The following is a 22804-nucleotide window of genomic DNA, read 5'->3' as shown; positions in this document are numbered from 1 at the left end:
CGCCGCTTGGTGCGGGCGGTGGCCTGGGCGGCCCTGGTGCCGCGGGGTCCTCGGCTCCTGATATGCCAGGATCAGCTTCGCCGTTTGGTCCGGGCGGTGGCCTCGGCAGTGGTGGGGTCTTCCGGCCAGGGGTGCTTGGGGTAGCGGCCGCGCATCTCCTTGCGTACCTCCGGATAGCCGCCCGCCCAGAAGCTCGCAAGATCCGCAGTGACCTGGAGCGGGCGGCGCGCCGGGGAGAGCAGGTGCAGCAGCACGGGCTCGCGGCCGTCGGCGACCCTGGGCGAGGCCTGCCAGCCGAAGCACTCCTGCAGCTTCACCGCCAGCACCGGCGGTTTGCCCTCGAGACAGGGCGCATAGTCCACCCGGTGGCTGGCGCCGCTGGGCACCGGGAGCCGCTCCGGGGCCAGTTCGTCCAGGCGGGCGCGAAGCGGCCAGTCGAGGGTGTCGAGCAGCAGGCGCGCCAGGGGCAGGCGCTCCACGGCGTCGAGCCGGGTGATGCCATCGAGGTGCGGAGCAAGCCACGCCTCAAGGCTCGCGAGCAGTGCCTCGTCGGACCAGTCGGGCCAGGCTGCCTGCTCATCAGAGTCGAAGGTGCGGCGCAGCAGCGCCACCCTCCCCTGTAACTGAGTCAGGACGTCATCCCGGGGGAGCCCCCGGCGGCGCAGCGCCTCGATCAGCGCCGCCCTGACCGCCTCGGCCGGCGGCTTGGCCAGGGGTCTTCGCTCCAGCACCACCGCGCCCAGGCCGCGCACCTGCTCGCCGATCAGGCGGCCTTCGGCGTCGGACCACGCAAGGCTCGCCCGCCACTCGCCGCACTCGGGATAGAGCACTTCCATCCGCTTTTGAGAGAGCCCCACGGCGCGAAAGATCCGCGCCCCGCTCGCCTCACCGTCCAGCTCCACCGCCACCAGCAGCGCGGCGTGGGCCAGGGGGTGGTGGTCGGGCAGGGTCGCCAGGCCCCCGCTAGCCAGGCGAAAGCGGCCCGGGGCATCCAGGCGCTGGGCGATGCGCTCCGGATAGGCCAGCGCCAGCAGCTCACCGAGCGGGGCCAGGCCTGCCACCTTGAGACTCACCTGGGCGATACGGGCCAGCCGCTCGGCGTCCCGCTGCCACTGACGGTGCTCCCTCGGCGCCTTGAGCCGTGCCTGCAGCGCCTGTTCGAGATCACGCTCGTCGTCCAGGCCGCGCCCTTCGAGCAGCGCGACCAGGGCGCAGGCCAGCGGCAGCGCGTCGAGCGCTCGGGCGCGCTCCAGCATGGCCGCGAGTCGCGGATGGGTGGGCCAGCGGGCGGCCCGGCGACCCAGCTCGGAGAGGTGGTGCTCGGCATCCAGCAGCCCCAGGCGCCCGAGCAGCTCGCGGCCGGCGGAAAGTGCCGCGGCGGGAGGCGGGGTCACCCAGGCGAGGCTACCCGGGTCGGTCACGCCCCAGCGCGCCAGTTCGAAGGCCAGCGGGGCAAGGTCGGCCTGGCGCATCTCCGGCTCGCCGTGGGGAACGAGCGGCTGCTCCTCGGCCCAGAGCCGCAGGCAGAGGCCGGGGCCCTGGCGGCCGGCCCGGCCTCGGCGCTGGTCGGCACTGGCGCGGTTGACGCGGCGCGTCTCCAGGCGGGTCAGGCCGCTTCGCGGCTGGAACACCGGCACCCGCTCCTGCCCTGCGTCCATCACCAGGCGCACGCCGTCCACGGTGACGCTGGACTCGGCGATGGCGGTGGCGAGCACCACGCGCCGTCGCCCCTCAGGGTCTGGGCGCAGGGCGCGGCGCTGAGCCTCGAGCGGCAGGCGGCCGTGGAGCTCCATGACGGCAAGCTCGGGCGACCGGTTCGACAGCTCCCGGGCCAGGCGACGGATCTCCGCCACCCCGGGGAGGATCACCAGGGCGTCGCCTGCCTGCTGCCCCATGGCGTCGAGCAGCGCCCGGGCCTGCTGGGGCGCGGCCTCCTCCCGCGCGTTGAGGGCGCGGTAGCGGGTCGCTACGGGAAAGGTGCGCCCCGGGCAGTCGATCACCGGGGTGCCCTCGCCCAGCACGCCGAGCAGGGCCTCGACGTCCAGGGTCGCCGACATCACCAGGAGGCGCAGATCGTCGCGCACCGACTGGGCGTCCAGGGCCAGCGCCAGGCCGAGGTCGGCCTCCAGGCTGCGCTCGTGGAACTCGTCGAAGAGGATGCCGGCTACCCCCTCCAGCAGCGGGTCCTCCTGGAGCATGCGGGTCAGCACGCCCTGGGTCACTACCTCGAGGCGGGTGTGCGGGCCGACCCGGCTCTCGCCGCGCATCCGGTAGCCCACCGTGTCGCCTACGCTTTCCCCCAGGCTTTCCGCCATAAAGCCGGCGGCGAGCCGCGCCGCCACCCGCCGGGGTTCCAACAGCAGCAGCCGGCCCTCGCGGGCCCAGGGGGCCTCGAGCAGCGCCAGGGGCACCCGCGTGGTCTTGCCGGCGCCGGGCTCGGCCACCAGCAGCGCGCGCGAGTGTGCCGCCAGGGCGGCCTGGATGGCGTCGAGCCGCGCCTCGATGGGCAGGCCGGCTGTCATCGAACTGTCATCTGAATTCATATACGATTCGCCATATATACTCATTCTCCCACCCCCCTGATACCCAAGGAGCCTTCCCATGGCGATACGCATCGGCATCAACGGTTTCGGCCGCATCGGCCGCCTGGCCCTGCGCGCCGGCTGGACGAACCCGGAGCTTGAGTTCGTGAAGATCAACGACCCGGGCGGCGACGCCGCCACCTTCGCCCACCTGCTGCAGTTCGACTCGGTGCACGGCCAGTGGACGGGCGGCGGCGATGATATCACGGCGGACGACAGCGCCCTGACGGTGGCCGGCCGGCGCATCGCCTTCACGGCAAACCGCGAGATCGAGGCCACCGACTGGACCGGCTGCGACGTGGTGATCGAGGCCTCGGGCAAGATGAAGACCACCGACAAGCTACAGGCCTACCTCGACCAGGGGGTCAAGCGGGTGGTGGTAAGCGCCCCGGTGAAGGACGAGGGGGTGCTCAACCTGGTGGTAGGCGTCAACGATCATCTGTTCGACCCGGCCCGCCACCGCATCGTCACGGCGGCCAGCTGCACCACCAACTGCCTGGCCCCGGTGGTCAAGGTGATCCACGAGACGCTCGGCATCCGCCACGGTTCCATGACCACCATCCACGACATCACCAACACGCAGACGATTCTGGATGCCCCCCACAAGGATCTCAGGCGCGCCCGGGCCTGCGGCATGAGCCTGATCCCGACGACCACCGGCTCGGCCAAGGCGATCACCGCCATCTTCCCTGAGCTCGAAGGCAAGTTGAACGGCCACGCCGTGCGCGTGCCGCTCGCCAATGCCTCGCTCACCGACATGGTGTTCGAGGTCAAGCGAGAGACCACCGAGGAGGAGGTCAACGCCCTGCTGAAGGAGGCCGCCGAGGGCCCGCTTGCCGGCATCCTCGGCTACGAGGAGCGCCCGCTGGTCTCCATCGACTATCGCACCGACCCGCGCAGCTCCATCGTCGATGCGCTCTCCACCATGGTGGTGGCCGGCACCCAGGTGAAGCTCTACGCCTGGTACGACAACGAGTATGGCTACGCCTGCCGAACCGCGGAGCTGGCCGCCAAGGTGGGCCTTGCGGGATGATCGCTCGCGTCGCTGCCCTGCCCCGGGAGATCCGCCAGTACCTGATGGTCACCGGCAACTACTGGGCCTTCACCCTCACCGACGGCGCCCTGCGCATGCTGGTGGTGCTCTATTTCCACCAGCTGGGCTACTCGGCACTCGAGGTGGCGCTGCTGTTTCTCTTCTACGAGTTCTTCGGGGTGGTGACCAATCTGGTGGGGGGCTGGCTGGGTGCGCGCCTCGGGCTCAACCGCACCATGAACCTGGGCCTCGGCCTGCAGGTGGTGGCGCTGGCCATGCTGCTGGTGCCGGTGGCCTGGCTCTCGGTGCCCTGGGTGATGGCTGCCCAGGCGCTTTCGGGCATCGCCAAGGACCTCAACAAGATGAGCGCCAAGAGCGCCATCAAGACCCTGGTGCCGGCCGGGGACGCCGGGCATACCTCGCTCTACCGCTGGGTGGCGCTGCTCACCGGCTCCAAGAACGCGCTGAAGGGCGTGGGCTTCTTCCTGGGGGGCCTGCTGCTGACCCTGATCGGCTTCCAGGGGGCGATACTCGCCATGGCGGTGATGCTGGCCGGGGTGCTGGCGCTGTCGCTTGCGCGCCTCGACGGCGATCTGGGCCGGGCCAAGGCCAAGCCGAAGTTTCGCGAGATGCTCTCCAAGAGCCGCGCCATCAATATCCTGTCGGCGGCGCGAATGTGCCTGTTCGGCGCACGGGACGTCTGGTTCGTGGTGGCCCTACCGGTCTTCCTGGCCACCCAGTTCGGCTGGGACAGCTGGCGGGTGGGGGGCTTCCTGGCGCTCTGGGTGATCGGCTACGGGGCCGTGCAGGCGGTCGCCCCCAGGATCACCGGGGGCACGGCGGGTCGCGGTGCCGCCATCGCCTGGGCCTCGGCGCTTACCGCCCTGCCGGCGCTGATCGCCCTGGGTCTTGAAGGACAGCTCCTGGCGGCGCAGCCGCAGCTGGTGCTGCTCGGGGGGTTGATGCTGTTCGGCGTAGTGTTCGCGGTGAACTCCAGCCTGCACAGCTTCCTGATCGTGCGCATGGCCCGCTCGGACGGGGTCTCGCTGGACGTGGGCTTCTACTACATGGCCAACGCCATGGGGCGACTGATCGGCACCCTGCTGTCAGGCTGGCTCTACCTCGCCGGTGGCCTCGTCGCCACCCTTTGGGTCTCCAGCGCCCTGCTCGCGGCCACCGTGCTGATCAGCCTGGCGCTGCCGAAGGAGGCTTGACGCCTATAAAGGGAAGCGCTCTGTATTTTCCAACAGACGACGCCCATGAATGACGGCCAGAATCAGGATGCGCTCAGCCGCTACGCGATAAATCAAGCGGTAGCTATAAACAAAGCGCTCACGAATATTCGCCTCACCAAGTTCGGGCACGACTCTCCCAGCCCAGGAAACTCACCTAGCGCCCGAGCCATATCCACCAACTTGGTCACGACAGCCCGTGCATAGAAGGCAGAATCTCGCTCGATATACTCGGCGATGAGTTCCAGATCCTCGAGCGCTTCTGGTGACCAGGCTAGCGGTCGAGCCACTTTGCCAACGTCCGCTCGACCTGTTCTTGGCTGAGAGTCCCCTCGGTCTCAGCACGCTGACTGCCTCTGTGTACCTTTTCTACGACGTAGAGATGGTACTGGATATCTTCCATTGTACAGTCCTCGGGAAGGGACTCGAGCAGCTGCCGTACATCATCCTTGGCCGTATTCATGGCTTCACCTATTCAACATGCGCCTGACAACACTCTATCATGCCCCGATCCCGGGCGGTCTCACCCCGCACCCCTTCAAGATTACTCGGGTGAGGAAGGCGGTGATCTGTTCCACGTCGGCGTCACTGAGCTCACCCTTGCCGGTGATGCCAAGCACCTGGGCCTCGAAGTCGGCGTAGTGCTGTGTCGCTGACCAGATCAAAAAGATCAGCCAGACCGGTTCCACCGGATCCATCAGGCCGCGCTCGGCCCACTGGCGGAAGATCGCCCCGCGCTCCTCCACCCAGGCGCGCAGCTCGCCGCTCAGGTACTCCTGCAGGAAGGGGGCCCCGGCAAGGATCTCAGCAGCGAACAGCCGTGAGCCCTCCGGGTGGCGCCGGGAAAGCGCCATCTTGCTGCGGATGAAGGCCTCCAGCACCTCGGCGGGATCATCGTCCACCGAGATATCGTCCAGCAGCGCGTTCCAGCGCGCCATCATGCGCTCCAGCAGGCGTACGTAGAGCCCACGCTTGCTGCCCATGTAGTAGAGCACGTTGGACTTGGGCAGCCCCGCCGCCTCCGCGATGGCCTGGACGCTGGCGCCGCGATAGCCGTGGGCGGCGAAGATCTTCTCCGCCGCGGCGAGGATCTCGCGCTCGTTGCGCTCGCGGGTCGCGCCCCCGGCCTCACCCCTCTCCCGCCCACGGCGTATCTCCGCCGGACTCGCGACTTCTGTCATCTGCCTGTTCCCTGTGCCAGTGGTCTCCGCCGAGAGTGCCGCACCGCGGCGGTGCATGCAATTGCCGGCCGCCTCGGGATGGCGACATGAGGCGAAGGTCGCGGGCGATTGGCTTGCAAAGACGGCCATCGTTGGCCATGCTGAATACAACCTGACCACATGGTCAACATGCCGACTTCCCTGATGGTCGGTGACGACCGGGGTACGCCCCCAGCGATCAATAACAGAGACAATGTCATGATCGACTTCCTGCTCAACGGGCAGCCCCGCCGGTGCGAGGCCACGCCCGATACCAGCGTGCTCGAGCTTCTGCGCGACTCCCTCGGCCAGACCGGCACCAAGGAGGGTTGCGCCTCCGGCGACTGCGGCGCCTGCACCGTGGCCATCGGCGAGGCTGGCCCCGACGGCCGGGTGCACTACCACAGCGCCAACGCCTGCATCACCCCCGCCCACCAGCTCCAGGGCCGGTCGCTTGTCACCGTGGAGGGGCTCGCACGAGGCGAAGCTCTCCATCCCGCCCAGGCGGCCATGGTGACCTGTCACGCCAGCCAGTGCGGCTTCTGTACCCCGGGCATCGTGATGTCGCTCTTCACCCTGCACGAGGAGCAGCAGCAGAGGCCCGCGCCGCTGACCCCCGAGCGGCTCGAAGCGGCGCTGGGCGGCAACCTCTGCCGCTGCACCGGCTATCGCCCGATCCGCGACGCGGCACTCTCCATGGGGGAGCACCCTTACGCGCGTCCCGAGTGGCTGGACCTCGCCGTGGATGCCAGCGCACCCTCCCAGGAACCCACGGCCGATAACGCCTTCGTGCAGCCCGTGACCCTGGCCGAGCTGGTCGAGGAGCGTCGCCGCCACCCCGAGGCGCCCATCGTCGCCGGCGGCACCGACCTCTGGCTGGAGGTGACCCAGCGCCTGCGCCGCTTCGAGCGCCTGGTGGATGTGACCCGGGTGGCCGAGCTCACCGCCATCGAGGAGGCCACCCTGGCGGATGGCCGCGAGGGCTGGTGGATCGGCGGTGCGGTGACCTACGCGCACCTGGCGCCGCTGCTAGAGGCCCACTACCCCGCCTTCGCCCACCTGCTGCACCGCCTGGGCTCCGCCCAGGTGCGCAACCGCGGCACCCTGGGGGGCAACATCGCCAACGCCTCCCCTATCGGCGACACCCCGCCGGTGCTGCTGGCGCTGGGGTCGCGACTTCGGCTCGCAGGGCCGGACGGTGAAAGGGAGCTACCCCTCGACGACTTCTTCCTGGACTACAAGCAGACCGCCCTGCTCAAGGACAAGGGCGAGGTGATCCGCGCTATCTTCCTGCCGCGCCCCGAACCGGGGCGACACCTCAAGGTGTGGAAGCTGTCCAAGCGTCGAGAGGATGATATCTCGGCGGTGCTGGGCGCCTTCTCCTGGCGCCTGGAGGACGGGGTGCTGCGCGAGGTGCGCCTCGCCTTCGGCGGCATGGCGGCCATACCGAAACGGGCCGCCGCCGCCGAGGCGGCGCTGGAGGGTCAGCCACCCACGGTGGCCAGCTTCCAGGCGGCTCGCGCCGCCCTGGGGCAGGCGTTCTCACCGATGAGCGACGTGCGCGGCAGCGCCTACTACCGCTCGCTTTCCGCCGCCAACCTGCTGGAGCGGCTGCGCCTTGTCATCGCGCAGCAGCAAGCCCACTCTGACCGGGAGGTGATGCTCCATGCGTACGCTCACTAAGCTCGACAAGATCAAAGGTGATGTCGGCACCGACTCCGCCGAGGCGCGGCGGGAACTCGACGACCGCATCCAGGGAGCGAGCCCGCTGGCTCGCGACACCCTTCTCCCCGGCAGCGCCGGCCACTCCCAGGCCCACGAGAGCGCGGTGAAGCACGTGACCGGTCGCGCCGCCTATATCGACGACCTCAAGGTACCGGCGGACTGCCTGCACGTGGCCCTGGCGCTTTCGCCGGTGGCCCACGGCCGGTTGACCGGCGTGGCCCTCGACAAGGTCCGGGCGCTACCCGGGGTGGTGGACGTGGTCGGCATCGAGGAGGTGCCTGGCCACACCGATATCGGCCCGGTCTTTCCCGGCGACCCGATCTTCGTCGAGGACGAGATCAGCTACGCAGGCCAGGTGCTCTTCGCCGTAGCCGCCGAGAGCCACCGCGCCGCCCGGGAGGCGGTGAAGGCGGCCTTCGATGCCGGCCTGGTCGAGATCGACGAGTGGCCGGCGAGTCTCGATGCGGTGGCCGCTGCCGAGCGCGGCGAGTTCGTGAGGCCCACTCATGTCCAGCAGCGCGGCGACTGGGAGGCAGCGCTGGCCGGCGCCAGCCAGGTCGTCGAGGGCGAGCAGTTCGTGGGCGGCCAGGAGCACTTCTACCTGGAGGGCCAGGCCTGCCTGGTCACCCCCACCGAGGACGAGGGGGTGGTGGTCCACACCTCCAACCAGCACCCCAGCGAGACCCAGAAGCTGGTGGCCGAGGTGCTGGGCATCCCCTTCCATGCGGTGACCGTGGAGGTGCGGCGCATGGGCGGGGGCTTCGGCGGCAAGGAGACCCAGGCCTCGCCCTGGGCCTGCATCGCCGCGCTGATCGCTCGGCGCACCGGTCGTGCGGCCAGGCTGCGCCTGCCCCGCGGTGAGGACATGCGGGTCACCGGCAAGCGCCACCCCTTCCACAACCGCTACCGGCTGGGGGTGGACGAGCGCGGCGTGATTCAGGGCGGCGAGATCACCGTGATCGGCGACTGCGGCTACTCGCCGGACCTGTCGGATGCCATCGTCGACCGCGCCATGTTCCACGCCGACAACGCCTACTCCCTAGGCGCAGCCCGGGTCACCGGCCATCGCGCCCGCACCCATACCGCCTCCAACACCGCCTTCCGCGGCTTCGGCGGCCCCCAGGGGATGATGGTGATCGAGGCGGCCATGGACGATATCGCCCGCCGGGTGGGAGAGGACCCACTCACCGTGCGCAAGCGCAATCTCTACCGCCACGCCAGCGTCGGCACCCCGGAGGATGTCACCCCCCGCGACGTGACACATTACGGCCAGACCGTGGAGCAGGTCGGCCTGCTGCATGAGCTGATCGAGCGCCTGGAGGCGAGCAGCGACTACTGGGCACGGCGTGACGCGATCACCGCCTTCAACGCGGGCAGCCCCGTGATCAAGCGCGGCCTGGCGCTGACCCCAGTGAAGTTCGGCATCTCCTTTACCGCCAAGCACCTCAACCAGGCCGGCGCCCTGCTCCACGTCTATACCGACGGCAGCGTGCAGATCAACCACGGCGGCACCGAGATGGGCCAGGGGCTGCACACCAAGATCTGCCAGGTGGTGGCCCGGGAGCTAGCGCTGGACCTCGACAGCGTCCGCATCACCGCCACCCGCACCGACAAGGTGCCCAACACCTCGCCCACCGCCGCCTCCAGCGGCGCGGACCTCAACGGCATGGCCGCCCGCGACGCCTGCCTGACGCTCAAGGCGCGGCTTTTCGACTTCGCCGCCGAGCACTATGCACTCGACCGCGAGGCGATGCGCCTGGAGGCGGGCCACCTGGTGGCCGGCGCGGGCGAGAGCGAACGGCGCATCCCCTGGGGCGAGCTGGTGCAGACGGCCTATCTGGGCCGCGTCTCGCTCTCCGAAAAGGGCTTCTACGCCACGCCGCTGATCCACTACGACCGCGGCACCGGCCAGGGGCGCCCCTTCTACTACTACGCCTTCGGGGCCGCCGTGGCCGAGGTGAGCGTCGACACCCTGAGCGGCGAGTACCAGGTGGACCGGGTCGACATCCTGCACGACGTGGGCGACTCTCTGAACCCGGCCATCGATATCGGCCAGGTGGAGGGCGGCTTCATCCAGGGCATGGGCTGGCTGACCAGCGAGGAGCTCAAGTGGAACGAGGCCGGCCGACTGATCTCCGACGGGCCGGCCACCTACAAGATCCCCACCTACGGCGACCTGCCCCCGGTATTCAACGTCGCGCTGATGGAGGGGCACCCCAACTCCATGGCCAGCATCTACCGCTCCAAGGCGGTGGGCGAGCCGCCCCTGATGCTGGGCATCTCGGTATGGTCGGCGCTGCGTGACGCCCTGGCCAGCCTCGCCGACTACCACGAGGCCCCGCGGCTCGACACCCCGGCCACGCCGGAACGGGTGCTGCTGGCTGCCGAGGCGCTGCGCGCCCGCCACAGCGACTGGCCGCCGGCCTTCGAGGGGCAGTGACCGTGGCCCCGCAGAGCACGCCCCCGGCGAGCGAAAGGCGCCCCGAGAGCTGGCACGCCGCCCTGCATCGCCTGCAGCGCGACGGTGCCCCCCATGCCCTGGCCACCCAGGTGACCAGCGCCGGCTCCACGCCCCGGGAGCCCGGGGCGCGGATGGTGATCACCCTGGATGCCGTCTTCGACACCCTCGGCGGCGGCACCTTCGAGTACCAGGTGATCGAGGCCGCCAGGGCGCGGCTCGTAGGCAACGATGGCCATCCCGAGGGGGGCATCAGCCTCGAGGCCTTCTCCCTGGGTGGGCGCAGCGGCCAGTGCTGCGGCGGCTTCGTCAACGTGCTGGTCGAGGTCTTCCCGGGCAGCGCCACCACCCTGGCGCTGTTCGGTGCCGGCCACGTGGGTACCGAACTCGTGCGCCTGGCCGCCCCGCTGCCCTGGCAGCTGCGGTGGCACGACAGCCGGGAGGCGATCTTCCCCGACTGGGCGGCGGAGCAGCCACGGCTCGCCTGCCGCCACGCCCCCGATCCGGTCGCCGCCGTGGCCGCGCTACCGCCGGGCGCCCATGCCCTGGTGCTGACCCACGACCACGCCGAGGATCTCGCCCTGGTGGATGCCCTGCTCGCCCGTGGCGACGTCGCCTCCCTCGGACTGATCGGCTCGAACAGCAAGTGGGCCAGCTTTCGCTCACGGCTGGGCAAGGCCGGCCATGACGAGGCGGCGCTTGCCCGGGTGCGCTGCCCCATCGGTATGGCAGCGGGAGGGACAGGGGGGGACAAGACCCCCTACGCCATCGCCCTTGCCACCCTCGCCGAGCTCCTGCCGCTGACGGCAAGCGTCGAGCGCCCCGATCAGCGCGGCCTCGACCCCGCCGAGCTGCGCCACCTGTTTACTTCATGAGCCCCTGACCACAATGACGACGAACGACTCGCGCCTGCTGCGCGCCGAACTGCTGAGCTTCGATGCCGACCCCGGCGACGAGGACACCCCCGCCCCGGGCAGCGTCACCCACCACCCGGACGGTGTCCTGTGGATCGAGAATGGGCGGATCCGGGCCAGCGGCGACTACGCTACCCTGGCCCCCGAGCTGCCCCCGGGCCTCGAGGTGATCGATCACCGCGGCAAGCTGATCACCCCCGGCTTCATCGACAGCCACGTCCACTACGTGCAGCTGGAGATCATGGCCTCCTACGGGCGCCAGCTGCTCGACTGGCTCAACGACTACACCTTCCCGGAGGAGCTAAGGTTCGCCAGCCGCGAGCACGCAGACGCCCTCTCGGAGGCCTTCCTCGACGAGATGCTCAGGGTCGGCACCACCACCGCCCAGGTGTTCTGCTCGAGCCACCCGGTCTCGGTGGACGCCTTCTTCGCGGCGAGCCAGCGCCGCGGGCTCTGCATGCTGGCCGGCAAGGTGCTGATGGACCGCCACGCCCCCGAGGGACTCACCGACGACACCCTGGGCGGCATCCGCGACAGCGAGCGACTGATCGGCGACTGGCACGGCAAGGGGCGGCTCGGCTACAGCCTCACCCCGCGCTTCGCGCCCACCTCCACCAGGGCCCAGCTCGACGCCACCGGCGCCATCCTGAAAAACGACCCGAGCCTCTGGCTGCAGACCCACCTGGCCGAGAACACCGGCGAGCTGGACTGGGTGGCGGAGCTCTTCCCCGGCAACCGCGACTACCTCGCGGTCTACGAGGCCTCGGGCCTGGTGGGGCCGCGCAGCACCTTCGCCCACGGTATCCACCTGGACCAGGAGATGCGTGCACGCCTCGCCGAGCGCGGCGCCAACCTCGCCTTCTGCCCCAGCTCCAATCTCTTTCTGGGCAGCGGCCTCTTCGACCGCCAGGCGGCTCGGGAGATGGGGCTGAGCGTGACCTTCGCCAGCGATGTGGGCGGCGGCACCGACCTCTCGGGGCTTGCCACCCTGAAGGCCGCCTACCAGGTCGGCCAGCTGCGCGGCCAACCCCTCACCGCCTGGCAGGGCTTTTATGGCCTGACCCTTGGCAACGCCCGGGCGCTGTCGCTGGATGAGCGCATCGGCCGCCTGGCGCCGGGCATGGACGCCGACTTCGTGGTGCTCGACCCGGCGGCGACGCCGCTGCTGGCCCGGCGCACGGCGCGCTGCCGCACCCTCGGCGAGACCCTCTTCGCGCTGATGATGCTGGGGGACGACCGCAGCGTGGCCGAGACCTGGGCCGGAGGGCGCCTGCAGCACCGCCGCGCCTGAGCCGGCGTACCGCCCATTCACCATCACCTCACGAAGCGCACCTGACACGACGGCCTTCCGCGCATGGAGGGCCATCGCCAGCGGGCCAACTGCGGCCCATAGTTGACCATATGGTCAGAAACCCACAACAACAACGGGGTTCCCATGGACACCAACAATGCCTCCCTGTCAGGCGAGTCTCTACAGCCGACATCGTCAACGGAAGGACACTGGCTCGACCGCTACTTCGGGGTCAGCCGCCGCGGCTCCACCCTGCGCACCGAGGTGCTGGCCGGCATGGCCACCTTCCTTGCCTCGATGTACATCATCGTGGTCAACCCGGCGATTCTCTCCGACGCCGGCATTCCCTTCTCCGCCGCCCTCTCGGCCACGGTGCTGATCAGCTTTATGAGCAGCCTGGCCATGGGGCTCTATGCCCGCAACCCCATCCTGGTGGCCCCTGGCATGGGCATGAACGCCCTGTTCACCTACACCCTGGTGCAGGGCGCGGGGCTCTCCTGGGAGGTGGCGCTGGGCTGCGTCTTCTGGTCAGGGGTCATGTTCGCGATTCTGGCCATGTTCAACGTGCGAAAGGCGATCATCGAGGCGATTCCGCCCTCGCTGCGTTATGCCATCACCTGCGGCATCGGGCTCTTCATCACCTTCATCGGCCTGAAGAATGCCGGCTTCATCGTCGGCAGCGAGGCCACCCTGGTGACGCTGGGCAGCTTCGACCCGGCGCTGGGGATCTTCTTCCTGGGCATGATGGCCACCGCCATCCTGGTGATCCTGCGCTTCAACGGCGCCCTGATCCTGGGGATTGCGCTCACCACCCTGCTGGCCACGCCCATGGGGCGCCTGTGGGGCGGCGAGGTGATGGTGGAGTGGAGCGGACTGGCCGCCTGGCCCGACTTCAGCGCGGTGATGCAGGTGGACATCTGGGGCGCACTCAAGGTCGCCTACCTGCCCTTCATCTTCGTGATGCTCTTCACCAACTTCTTCGATGCGCTCTCCTGCTTCATGGCGCTGTCGGAGTCGGCGGACCTCAAGGACAAGGACGGCAACCCGCGCAACCTCAAGCGCTCCATGACGGTGGACGCCTTCGCCTCGATGATCGCCGCGCCGCTTGGCACCAGTGCGGCCCAGACCTTCATCGAATCCGGCGCGGGTGTGGCCCAGGGCGGGCGCACGGGGCTGGTGGCGGTGGTGATCGCCCTGCTCTTCCTGCCCTTCCTGTTCCTCTCGCCGCTGCTCTCGCTGGTGCCGAGCATCGCCACGGCGCCGGCCCTGGTGCTGGTGGGGCTCTTCATGCTCTCGCCCATCGGCAAGATCGACTGGAATCGCTATGACGAGGCCTTCCCGGCCTTCCTGGCGATCATCCTGATGCCGCTGACCTACTCGATCACCCTGGGGATCGCCTTCGGCTTCCTCAGCTTCGTGCTGATCAAGGTGTTCACCGGCCGGTTGCAGGCTATCCGCCCCGCCATGTGGATCTCGGCGGCGCTGAGCGTGGTGATGCTCGCCACGACCCATTAGTCCGGTCACCCGGCACGTCGCTGCCTCGCCCCCGCTCCCGGCTGGAGCGGAGGCGGGGTGCTCCTGAGCGACGCTGCTAGTCGGCGGTTTCGTCGCGGGCGTCGAGGGTGAGCAGCCAGCTTACCAGCCGCTCGATCTCCTCCTCGGCGACGCGGCGGTTGGGGGTCATGCGCTCCTCGCCCCAGTTGCCGCTGCCGCCGTCGCGGACCGTGACCACCAGGCGCGAGAGCGCCTCGTCGTCGTCCCGATAGCGCTCGGCCACGTCGCGCCAGGACGGCCCCCGCAGGGGCTTGTCCAGGTCGTGGCAGTTGAAGCAGCCGCTCTCCCAGGCCAGATCGATCATCGCCTCGTCATTCTTCTCGGCGAAGGCGGCTCCGGACAGCATCAGCACCGAGCAAAGCCCCGCTTTCCAGCGACTATGACAGTTCATCGTGATCGTCTCCCGATCAACGCATCCACCACCCGGAACAGCGCCAGGGCCGCCACGGCAACCGCGAAGCTCGTAGCCATCAGGTAGTCGGCGCGGGTGAGGACCCACAGGTGCACCACCCCCAGGGCCGCGGACACATAGACCAGGCGGTGGAGCCAGTGCCAGGCAGTGTAGCCCATGGCCTTCTGCGTGTAGCGGAAGGAGGTGAGTGCCAGCGGTACCAGCAGCAACAGCGCCGCGGCGCCATAGCGGATATAGGGCAGCTCTACCATCTCGCGACGGATCCAGGGCCAGTCCCAGTACTGGTCGAGGCCCATCCAGGCCAGCATGTGAGCCACCAGCCAGACGAAGGCCCACAGGCCGATCTGCCGGCGGGCGATCATGAAGCCGATCCAGCCGGTGAAGCGAAAGGCCGGGCTGAAGGCGATGGTCGCCACCAGCAGGGTCAGGCCGGTGCGGCCGGTGAAGTGGACCACCGCCTCGGCGGGCACCGCCCCCAGGTCGCCGAAGAACCACTGCCAGGCCAGCCACACCGCGGGCAAGGTACCGGCGGCCAGCACCAGCAGGCGGAAGGCGAGGATTCGCTGTGACGCATCCAGCATCGGGTTTCCCTGGAGTCAGAAGTACTTGTTCAGGTCCATGCCGGCGTAGAGCTCGGCGACCTCGTCGGCGTAACCGTTGAACATCAGCGTCTCTCGGCGACCACTCTCGCCGATGCGCCGTTCGCGGGCCTGGGACCAGCGTGGATGGTCCACCTCGGGATTCACATTGGCGTAGAAGCCGTACTCTTCCGGGTTCTGGTCGATCCAGGAGGTGGTGGGCTGCTCCTCCACCAGGCGAATCTTCACCACCGACTTGATGCTCTTGAAGCCGTACTTCCAGGGCACCACCAGCCGGATCGGCGCACCGTTCTGGTTGGGCATCACCTCGCCGTACATGCCCACCGCCATCAGCGTCAGCGGGTGCATCGCCTCGTCGATGCGCAGCGCCTCCCGGTAGGGCCACTCGATGATGGAGCGGCGCTGACCGCGCAGGTTGTCGGGGTCGAGGATCGACTCGAAGACCACGTACTTCGCCCGCGAGGTGGGCGCATGGCGCTTGAGCAGCTCGGCCAGCGGGAAGCCGATCCAGGGAATTACCATGGACCAGGCCTCCACGCAGCGCAGCCGGTAGATGCGCTCCTCCAGCTGCTGGTCGGCGAGGATATCCTCCAGGGCGAAGGTGCCGGGCTTCTCCACCTCGCCCTCGATGGTGACCGACCAGGGATCGGTGACAAGCCGGTGGGCGTAGACCTCCGGGTCGCTCTTGCGGGTGCCGAACTCGTAGAAGTTGTTGTAGGTGGTGGCGTCGCGGAACTCGGTCAGCGACTCATCGCCGGCGAGCGCCTGGCTCGGCAGCTCTCCCTCGAGGCGCGCTTCGAGTCCCTCGCGCCAGGCGTGGGCGGCAGGCGAGAACAGCAACCCCGGGGCCAGGGCGGCCGCGCCCAGGGCCGTCCCGCCCCGGAGCGTGCCCTTGAGAAAGCGGCGCCTCCGCTCGAAGAGCTCGCGGGGCGTCACCTCGGACTCGGGAATGGCGGGATAGCGATAGCGGGTCATGGCCGGTGACCTCCTCCGCAGGGTCGAGAAAGCTCACAGCTTCCCGAAAAAGCCGGGAGGCGTCCAGCCAGCAAGGTGAACCATTGTCAAAACTTGACGTGGCTCAAGGTTGGTCGTTTTCCGACGGTTTTACTGGGTTGATTAGCGAGATGCAGTAACGCACTGTGCCTACAGAAGGTTAAGCGCAAGTTAGCCAATGCGACTGACCCGGCTCATCACCACGAGGGGAACGACCATGATCAAACAACGCCTGCTGGCCTCGGCCATCGCCATGGGCTCTGCTATCGCCATCGCCGCACCGGCCATGGCCGACGACGGTCTCGGCGACTACCGCAACCGCTTCGAACCGCTGCCCCACTTCCCGCCGATTCCGGCCGCTAACTCACTGACTCCGGAGAAGGTCGAGCTCGGCAAGTTCCTGTTCTTCGAGCCGCGGATCTCCTCCAGCGGCGTGATCAGCTGTGCCACCTGCCACAACCCGGCGCTGGGCTGGGCGGACCGCATTCCCCGCGCCACCGGCCATGACGGCCAGATCGGTGAGCGCAACACCCCCACCGTGCTGAACTCCGGCTTCCTGGGCTCCCAGTTCTGGGATGGCCGCGAGCCCGATCTGGAAGGCCAGGCCCTCGGCCCCATCGAGGCCGACGTCGAGATGGCCATGGACCTGGACAGCGCCCTGGAGCGGCTGAACGATTTCGAGCTCTACCAGAAGAAGTTCGCCGAGGCCTTCCCGGATGACGCGGACCCGATCAACGCCGACAACCTGGCCCAGGCCCTCGCCAGCTTCCAGCGCACCCTGAACACCCCGAACTCCCCCTTCGACCGCTACCTGCGCGGCGACATCGGCGCGCTGAATCAGCAGGAGAAGGACGGCATGGTGGCCTTCGTGGACAACGGCTGCATCGCCTGCCACAGCGGCCCGGCGCTGACCGACAGCAACTTCCACCGCATCCAGGTGCCGGGCTCTACCGACGTGGGCCGCTACGAGGTCACCGGCAACGAGGCGGACATGTACCGCTTCCGCACCCCGACCCTGCGCAATGTGGGCGTGACCTACCCCTACATGAACAACGGCGCCACCGAGACCCTGGAGGAGGCCGTGGCCATCATGGGCAGCGAGATGTTGGGTCGCGAGTTCGAGGAGCAGACCATCGCCGACATCACCGCCTTCCTGCACACCCTGACCGGCGAGATGCCCGCCCTCGAGATACCGGCCCTGCCGTAACCACAGCGCCTGACCGCAGGAGCATGACAGCACCGCCCCCCGGCTCGCCGGGGGGCGGTTCGTTGTGGGCCCCGAATGGCGTCACACGCTATCGGCGAGCCGGCGACGGAGCGCCAGACGGCGCTGGTCGCTGACGAAGGCGGCCTCGATGGCGGTGCCCGCCAGTTGGATGAAGGTGGCCTCGTCCCAGCCGAAGGCGCGCTGGCAGGCCAGGTAGTTGTCGAGCATCCCGCCGCCGAAGTAGGCCGGGTCGTCGGAGTTGAGGGTGATCCTCAAGCCTGCCTCCAGCAGCTGCGGCAGCGGATGCGCCTCGAGTCGCTCCACCACCTTGAGACGCACGTTGGAGAGCGGGCAGACGGTGAGCACCACGCCCTCGTCGCGCAGCCGCGCCACCAGCTCGGGGTCCTCCAGGCAGCGCACCCCGTGGTCGATGCGGCAGACGTCGAGCAGATCCAGTGCCTCGCGGATGTACTCGGGCGGCCCCTCCTCCCCGGCATGCGCCACTCGCGGAATCCCCAGCCGCGCCGCCCGCTCGAACACCTCGGTGAACTTCGAGGGCGGGTTGCCGCGCTCGGCGCTGTCCAGCCCCACGGCATCGAGCATCTCCCAATAAGGGGCGGCCTCTTCCAGCACCGCCATCGCCTCGCTGGCATCGCGGTCGCGCAGGAAGGCCATGATCAGCGCCGTGGAGAGGCCCAGCTCCCGCTCGGCATGGCGCCGGGCCAGGGAGAGCCCTTCCATCACCACGGGCAGCTCGATGCCGCGCACCCGGTGGGCCTGGGGGTCGAAGTGCATCTCCACATGCACCACCCCCTCGGCGTGGGCGCGCCGGAAGTAGTCCATGGCCAGGTCGTGAAAGTCCTCGGCGGTGCGCAGCACGCTCATGCCCTGGTAGTAGAGGTCGAGGAAGGACTGCAGGTCGGTGAAGTCATAGGCAGCCCGGGCCTCCTCCACCGAGGCGTAGGGCAGCGCGACGCCGTTGCGCTCGGCGAGGGCGAACATCAGCTCGGGTTCCAGGGAACCTTCGATGTGCAGGTGCAGCTCGACCTTGGGCAGCCGCTTGAGGAAGTCATGCATGGCTCGTCTCGTCCGGGGGCGTTGCTCTCATCCTGATATAGACACCGACTCTGCGCAAAGCCTGAGTTTCCACGCCCGCTATCCCGCCCCAGGTACCGTTGGCGGTCTCCCCGCGCCCTCCCTCGCCAGCTGCCCCTCGACCAGCGTCAGCGTCCGATCGATGCCCGGAGGCTGGAAGGGGCCGCCGTCGAGTTGGTGCACCAGGTAGAGCACGCTGCGCCCGGCAAGCCAGGCGTCGAGCCGTGCGGCGAGTGCCGTGGCGGTATCGGCATCCAGGCCCGCGAAGGGTTCATCGAGAATCACCAGCGACGGGTCGCGCAGGTGCAGGCGTGCCAGCGCCAGGCGGCGCGCCTGCCCCCCCGAGAGGCGCTGGCCGCCCTCGCCCACCCGGGTGTCGAGTCCCTCGGCAAGGCCTCGGACCCAGGCCTCGAGGTCCACCCAGGCCAGCGCGCGCCACAGGGAATCGTCGTCGGCCTCGGGGGCGGCCAGGCGCAGGTTGGCGGCCAGGCTGTCATCGAGCAGATCGATGCGCTGGGTCAGCGCGGCGATCCGCCGGCGCAGCGCCGCCTCGGGCCAGTCCGCGAGGGCCACGCCCTCAAGCCGCAGCGCGCCGGACTGAGGTGTCAGCTGGCGCAACAGCAGCTCCGCCACGCTGGACTTGCCGGCGCCTGAAGCGCCGCACAGCACCAGCCGCTCGCCGGGGGCCAGCGTCAGCGTCAGCGCCTGCAGGGCCGGCGCCAGGGCACCGGGATAGCGCAGGGTGACCCCATCGAGCTCGACCGCCGGAGCCCCCTCCACCGGCACCGGGGCAGCGGAGGCGGACGCGGGCGGCGTGGAGTCGGCGCGGGCCTCCAGCTCGTTGAGCCGCTCGGCGGCCCCCAGGGTGGCGCCCAGCCAGGTGAAGGCGGCCGGCAGCGCCGCCAGCGCCTCGCTCATGGCCAGCATGGCGAGCGGCATCATCACCATCAGCGGCCCGGAGAGCTGGCCCGCCGCCCAGGCCTGGGCGGCCAGCCACAGCGCCAGCAGCGCGGCGAGCCCCACCAGCAGGCTGGCCAGGGCGTTGCCCAGGGCCGCCAGCAACCCGAGTCGGCGCTGTCCGCGGTAGAGCCTCGCCTCGAGGGCCGCAAGGTCGCGGCGGTGGCTCGTCAGGCTGCCGTAGGCCTCGAGCTCCGCCATCCCCTGCAGCTGCTCGACCAGGCGCCCGCGCAGCGCCTCCAGCTCGCTCACCTGGGCCCGGCTCGCGGCCAGGCCCAGCCGCGCCTGGGCGAGGGTCAACCACAGCCAGCCGACCAGCAGCAGGGCGCCCGAGGCCAGGCCGACCCGCGGCGCGAACACGGCCAGGAAGCCGGAGAGGCCGAGGATCGCCAGCAGCGCGACGCCGGCCGGGGCGAGCAGGCGCAGGTAGAGGCTGTCCAGGGTGTCGATGTCGGCCGTCAGGCGGTTGAGCCAGTCGCTGGCCCGGCGGCGCGCAAGGGCCTGGCCGTCGAGGCCCGCCAGGGCGCCGAACAACCGGGCGCGCAGGTCGGCCAGCAGGCGCAGCACGGTGTCGTGGTTGTAGAGCCGCTCCAGATAGCGCGCCACGGTGCGGGTCACCGCGAAGAAACGGATGCCGCCACCGGGCACGTAGACCTCGAGGGTGGCGGCCACGCCCGCCGCCAGGAGCAGACCGGTGAGCCCCGTGGCGGCGATGAACCAGCCGGAGAGCGCCAGCAGGCCGATGGCCGAGGCCAGGGTCAGCGCCATCAGGGCGGCGCCGGCCCACAGGCGCCCTCGGCGGCGGTCGAGCAGCGTTAGCCAGGGGCGCAGGGCCGCAAGCGAAGTGCCCGCGGGTCGGTAATCAGCCATGGGGCACCTCCGTGACGCGCCCCGCCTCGATCGCCAGGCGCCGACCGGCCATGGCGATCAACGCCGGGTGGTGGGTGGCAATGACCAGGGTGCGGCCCTCACGGGCCAGGGCCTCGAGCGCCACGACGACCCGGGCCTCGGTCTCGGCATCCAGGCTCGCCGTGGGTTCATCCAGCAGCACCAGGGGGGCACCGGAAAGAAACACCCGTGCCAGCGCCAGGCGCTGGGCCTGGCCGCCGGAGAGCCCGACCCCGCGCTCGCCGATGGATGTATCGAGCCCCCCGGGCAGTGCCGCGACGAACGCCCCCAGGCCGGCCCTGTCCAGCGCCGCCTGCATCGACTCCCTCGAGGCCGCGGGGGCGGCCAGCCGCAGGTTGTCGGCCAGGCTGCCCTGGATCAGCAGCGGCCGCTGATCCATCCAGGCGAAGGTCGTGCCGGCGGCCAGGCGCCGCTCACCGCCCTCCGGGCCGACGAAGCCCGCCAGCAGCTGTAGCAGCGTCGACTTGCCGCTCCCCGAGGGGCCGGTCAGCGCCACCACCTCGCCCGCTGCCAGGCGCAGGTCGACCGGCCCCAGCACCCGGCCACGGCCGGGCCGGGTCACGCCTGCCCCGTCGAGTTCCAGCAGGGCGTCGGGTGATGTCGTCAAGGGGGGCGCGATGCCGCGCTGCGGGTCCGGCGACGCCTCGAGCAGCCCCAACAGGCCATCGGCGGCGCCCAGGGCGGCGGCCCGGTCGTGGTAGTGCTGGGCCAGGGTGCGCAGCGGCTGGAAGAACTCAGGCGCCAGCAGCAGCACCAGCAGGCCGCTGAACAGGGTCAGCTCGGGAGAGGGACCGTAGGTGATGTAGCCGAGCAGCCCGAAGCCCACGTAGATGGCCACCACGGCGATGGCCACCGAGGCGAAGAACTCCAGCACCGCCGAAGAGAGGAAGGCGACGCGCAGGGTCCGCATGCTGCGCCGGCGATAGTCGTCGGCAGCGGCGTGGACCTCGGCGGTCGCCCCCCGTGCCCGGCCGAACAGCTGCAGGGTGGAGATCGCCCTCACCCGGTCGATGAAGTGCCCCGAGAGCCGAGCCACCGCTTCAAACTGCTCGCGATTGAGGCGCTCGGCGCCCATCCCCACCAGCGCCATGAACAGCGGGATCAGCGGGGCCGCCAGCAGCAGGAAGAGCGCCGCTAGCCAGTCCAGAGAAAGCGCCACCGCGAGCACAAGAAGCGGGCTCAGCACCGAGAGCGCAAGCGCCGGTCGGAAGCGGGCGACATAGCCATCCAGCGCCTCGACCTGCTCCACCAGCTGGCTGGCCAGCGCCGCGGAGTGGCGCCCCGCGAGCCAGCCCGGTCCGAGCCGCGCCAGGTGGTCGAGCAGCTCACCACGCACCCGGGCGCGGATCGCGAAGCTGGCGGCCTGGCCCAGGCGCTCCTGGCCGTAGAGCGCGAGGGCCCGCAGCAGCAGCAACCCCGCCATGGCGGCGATGGCAGGCAGCTGGGACGCCGGAGAGGCCCGCTCCACCAGCAGCTGGCTGACCACCCACGCCAGCAGCGCCAGCTGCCCCAGGGTGGCCAGGGTGGCGATGACCCCGGCGGCCACCGCCAGGGTCAGGCGGCGCCGCTCCCGGGCGGCGAGCGCATTGAGCCAGCGGCGGACATCGCGTCCGCCGCCGGTGGTGTCAGGAGCGGCCATGGCTCAGTGGTAGCCTTCGCCCACCTTGACCTTGCCGCGGAAGACCCAGTAGGTCCAGGCGGTATAGGCCAGCACGATGGGAATCACGAACAGCACGCCGATCAGCAGGAAAAGCTGTGACTCCGGCGCCGAGGCGGCGTCCCAGATGGTGTAGTTGGGCGGCACGATCACCGGCCACTTGCTGGCCACCAGGCCCAGGTAGGTGAAGATGAACAGGCCAAGCGTCGCGACAAAGGGCTGCCCCTCCTGGCGGCGATGGACCGCCGCGATCAGCCAGCCGGCGCAGGCCAGCGCCAGCACCGGGAAGACCCAGATCAGGTGGATATGATCGAACCAGCGCTCGAAGACGCCCGGGTTCACCATCGGGGTCCACAGGCTGATCATCACGAAGGCGGCGAGCACCGCCAGCAACAGCACCGGGGTGATGCGGTAGGCCCACGCCTGGACATGCCCCTCGGACTTGAGGATCAGCCAGGTGGCGCCGAGCAGCGCATAGCCGGCCATCAGGCTGATGCCCGTCAGGATGGTGAAGGGCGTCAGCCAGTCCAGGGCGCCGCCCACGTAGGTGAAGTCCTCCACGGCGAAGCCCTGGATATAGGCCCCTACCACGGCGCCCTGGGCAAAGGCGGCCACCGCCGAGCCCCAGCAGAAGGCACGGTTCCACCAGTGCCGGTTGCGGCGCGACTTGAAGCGGAACTCGAAGGCCACCCCGCGGAAGATCAGCCCCGCCAGCATCAGGAAGACGCCAATATAGAGGGCGGGCAGGAACACCGAGTAGACCAGCGGGAAGGCACCCAGCAGCCCCGCCCCGCCCAGCACCAGCCAGGTCTCATTGCCATCCCACACCGGGGCCACCGAGTTCATCATCACATCCCGGGAGGCCTCGTCCGGGGCGAAGGGATAGAGGATCCCGAGCCCCAGGTCGAAGCCGTCCATCACCACGTACATGATCACCCCGAAGCCGATGATCAGCGCCCAGATCAATGAAAGATCAAACATCTCCAT

General features: G+C 69.7%; 17 protein-coding genes. 8 read left to right on the top strand and 9 right to left on the bottom strand.

The window, feature by feature from the left end; all coding sequences use genetic code 11:
- Positions 1-71: 71 nt before the first annotated feature.
- Complete coding sequence (hrpB, locus tag D1793_RS03575) at positions 72-2522, bottom strand: ATP-dependent helicase HrpB (RefSeq protein ID WP_119020916.1); 2451 nt, start codon at positions 2520-2522, stop codon at positions 72-74.
- Between the two features lie 79 nt (positions 2523-2601).
- Here hrpB and D1793_RS03570 point away from each other — a divergent pair, with 79 nt between their 5' ends.
- Together D1793_RS03570 and arsJ are read left to right on the top strand one after the other, a co-directional pair.
- The gene (locus tag D1793_RS03570; protein ID WP_119020915.1) at positions 2602-3615 is read left to right on the top strand and encodes an ArsJ-associated glyceraldehyde-3-phosphate dehydrogenase; all 1014 of its coding nucleotides are present in this window, start codon (positions 2602-2604) and stop codon (positions 3613-3615) included.
- Positions 3612-4829 carry an organoarsenical effux MFS transporter ArsJ gene (gene arsJ, locus D1793_RS03565; protein WP_119020914.1) on the top strand — a complete coding sequence of 406 codons (1218 nt, stop codon included), beginning with the start codon at positions 3612-3614 and terminating at the stop codon, positions 4827-4829. The genes D1793_RS03570 and arsJ overlap by 4 nt, the downstream gene beginning before the upstream one ends.
- A 518-nt stretch (positions 4830-5347) precedes the next feature.
- Here arsJ and D1793_RS03550 read toward each other — a convergent pair.
- Complete coding sequence (locus tag D1793_RS03550) at positions 5348-6028, bottom strand: TetR/AcrR family transcriptional regulator (protein WP_119020912.1); 681 nt, start codon at positions 6026-6028, stop codon at positions 5348-5350.
- Between the two features lie 237 nt (positions 6029-6265).
- Here D1793_RS03550 and xdhA point away from each other — a divergent pair, with 237 nt between their 5' ends.
- From xdhA to D1793_RS03525, 5 genes are all read left to right on the top strand, one after another.
- Complete coding sequence (gene xdhA / locus D1793_RS03545; protein ID WP_119020911.1) at positions 6266-7729, top strand: xanthine dehydrogenase small subunit; 1464 nt, start codon at positions 6266-6268, stop codon at positions 7727-7729.
- Complete coding sequence (gene xdhB / locus D1793_RS03540) at positions 7713-10211, top strand: xanthine dehydrogenase molybdopterin binding subunit (protein ID WP_119020910.1); 2499 nt, start codon at positions 7713-7715, stop codon at positions 10209-10211. Before xdhA ends, xdhB begins: the two co-directional genes overlap by 17 nt.
- Before the next feature lie 2 nt (positions 10212-10213).
- The gene (gene xdhC / locus D1793_RS03535; RefSeq protein WP_119023559.1) at positions 10214-11104 is read left to right on the top strand and encodes a xanthine dehydrogenase accessory protein XdhC; all 891 of its coding nucleotides are present in this window, start codon (positions 10214-10216) and stop codon (positions 11102-11104) included.
- Between the two features lie 13 nt (positions 11105-11117).
- Positions 11118-12434 (top strand): guanine deaminase, encoded by a 1317-nt coding sequence (gene guaD / locus D1793_RS03530; RefSeq protein WP_119020909.1) that lies wholly within the window; start codon positions 11118-11120, stop codon positions 12432-12434.
- Between the two features lie 144 nt (positions 12435-12578).
- Positions 12579-13949, top strand: a complete 1371-nt coding sequence (locus D1793_RS03525) for an NCS2 family permease (RefSeq protein ID WP_119020908.1) — start codon at positions 12579-12581, stop codon at positions 13947-13949.
- Positions 13950-14025: 76 nt separating this feature from the next.
- On the opposite strand, the gene D1793_RS03520 is transcribed toward D1793_RS03525, so the two are convergent.
- Genes D1793_RS03520 through msrP form a run of 3 tightly spaced genes read right to left on the bottom strand, consistent with a single transcriptional unit; the run spans position 14026 to position 15974 of the window.
- On the bottom strand, positions 14026-14379 hold the full coding sequence (locus D1793_RS03520) for a c-type cytochrome (RefSeq protein ID WP_119020907.1): 354 nt from the start codon (positions 14377-14379) through the stop codon (positions 14026-14028).
- Complete coding sequence (locus D1793_RS03515; RefSeq protein ID WP_119020906.1) at positions 14376-14981, bottom strand: ferric reductase-like transmembrane domain-containing protein; 606 nt, start codon at positions 14979-14981, stop codon at positions 14376-14378. Before D1793_RS03515 ends, D1793_RS03520 begins: the two co-directional genes overlap by 4 nt.
- Before the next feature lie 15 nt (positions 14982-14996).
- Positions 14997-15974: a protein-methionine-sulfoxide reductase catalytic subunit MsrP gene (msrP, locus tag D1793_RS03510; RefSeq protein ID WP_119020905.1), complete on the bottom strand. Its 978-nt coding sequence runs from the start codon at positions 15972-15974 to the stop codon at positions 14997-14999.
- Between the two features lie 235 nt (positions 15975-16209).
- Here msrP and D1793_RS03505 point away from each other — a divergent pair, with 235 nt between their 5' ends.
- Entirely contained in the window at positions 16210-17199 is a 990-nt protein-coding gene (locus D1793_RS03505) for a cytochrome c peroxidase (protein ID WP_119020904.1), read from the top strand.
- Between the two features lie 81 nt (positions 17200-17280).
- Here D1793_RS03505 and D1793_RS03500 read toward each other — a convergent pair whose 3' ends face one another.
- The 4 genes from D1793_RS03500 to cydB all read right to left on the bottom strand — a co-directional run bounded on the left by D1793_RS03500 (position 17281) and on the right by cydB (position 22804).
- Positions 17281-18276, bottom strand: coding sequence for an adenosine deaminase (locus tag D1793_RS03500; protein WP_119020903.1), 996 nt, complete (start codon positions 18274-18276; stop codon positions 17281-17283).
- Positions 18277-18354: 78 nt separating this feature from the next.
- Positions 18355-20121 carry a thiol reductant ABC exporter subunit CydC gene (gene cydC, locus D1793_RS03495; protein WP_119020902.1) on the bottom strand — a complete coding sequence of 589 codons (1767 nt, stop codon included), beginning with the start codon at positions 20119-20121 and terminating at the stop codon, positions 18355-18357.
- Positions 20114-21799: a thiol reductant ABC exporter subunit CydD gene (gene cydD / locus D1793_RS03490; protein WP_119020901.1), complete on the bottom strand. Its 1686-nt coding sequence runs from the start codon at positions 21797-21799 to the stop codon at positions 20114-20116. Before cydD ends, cydC begins: the two co-directional genes overlap by 8 nt.
- A gap of 3 nt (positions 21800-21802) precedes the next feature.
- Positions 21803-22804: a cytochrome d ubiquinol oxidase subunit II gene (cydB, locus tag D1793_RS03485; RefSeq protein ID WP_119020900.1), complete on the bottom strand. Its 1002-nt coding sequence runs from the start codon at positions 22802-22804 to the stop codon at positions 21803-21805.

The sequence above is a fragment of the Halomonas sp. JS92-SW72 genome (assembly GCF_003547075.1).
Classification (GTDB): Bacteria; Pseudomonadota; Gammaproteobacteria; order Pseudomonadales; family Halomonadaceae; genus Halomonas; species Halomonas alkalicola.
The sequence above is the reverse complement of the archived record's forward strand: the minus strand, read 5'-3'. Positions and strand labels throughout refer to the sequence as shown.

Excerpts from the sequence above, each read along its gene's own strand:
- xdhB (WP_119020910.1), top strand. The coding sequence starts at position 7,713 with ATGCGTACGCTCACTAAGCTCGACAAGATCAAAGGTGATGTCGGCACC.
- arsJ (WP_119020914.1), top strand. The coding sequence starts at position 3,612 with ATGATCGCTCGCGTCGCTGCCCTGCCCCGGGAGATCCGCCAGTACCTG.
- cydD (WP_119020901.1), bottom strand. The coding sequence starts at position 21,799 with ATGGCCGCTCCTGACACCACCGGCGGCGGACGCGATGTCCGCCGCTGG.
- D1793_RS03500 (WP_119020903.1), bottom strand. The coding sequence starts at position 18,276 with ATGCATGACTTCCTCAAGCGGCTGCCCAAGGTCGAGCTGCACCTGCAC.
- D1793_RS03515 (WP_119020906.1), bottom strand. The coding sequence starts at position 14,981 with ATGCTGGATGCGTCACAGCGAATCCTCGCCTTCCGCCTGCTGGTGCTG.
- cydB (WP_119020900.1), bottom strand. The coding sequence starts at position 22,804 with ATGGAGATGTTTGATCTTTCATTGATCTGGGCGCTGATCATCGGCTTC.
- D1793_RS03520 (WP_119020907.1), bottom strand. The coding sequence starts at position 14,379 with ATGAACTGTCATAGTCGCTGGAAAGCGGGGCTTTGCTCGGTGCTGATG.
- D1793_RS03570 (WP_119020915.1), top strand. The coding sequence starts at position 2,602 with ATGGCGATACGCATCGGCATCAACGGTTTCGGCCGCATCGGCCGCCTG.
- D1793_RS03550 (WP_119020912.1), bottom strand. The coding sequence starts at position 6,028 with ATGACAGAAGTCGCGAGTCCGGCGGAGATACGCCGTGGGCGGGAGAGG.
- hrpB (WP_119020916.1), bottom strand. The coding sequence starts at position 2,522 with ATGACAGCCGGCCTGCCCATCGAGGCGCGGCTCGACGCCATCCAGGCC.
- D1793_RS03505 (WP_119020904.1), top strand. The coding sequence starts at position 16,210 with ATGATCAAACAACGCCTGCTGGCCTCGGCCATCGCCATGGGCTCTGCT.
- msrP (WP_119020905.1), bottom strand. The coding sequence starts at position 15,974 with ATGACCCGCTATCGCTATCCCGCCATTCCCGAGTCCGAGGTGACGCCC.
- cydC (WP_119020902.1), bottom strand. The coding sequence starts at position 20,121 with ATGGCTGATTACCGACCCGCGGGCACTTCGCTTGCGGCCCTGCGCCCC.
- D1793_RS03525 (WP_119020908.1), top strand. The coding sequence starts at position 12,579 with ATGGACACCAACAATGCCTCCCTGTCAGGCGAGTCTCTACAGCCGACA.
- guaD (WP_119020909.1), top strand. The coding sequence starts at position 11,118 with ATGACGACGAACGACTCGCGCCTGCTGCGCGCCGAACTGCTGAGCTTC.
- xdhA (WP_119020911.1), top strand. The coding sequence starts at position 6,266 with ATGATCGACTTCCTGCTCAACGGGCAGCCCCGCCGGTGCGAGGCCACG.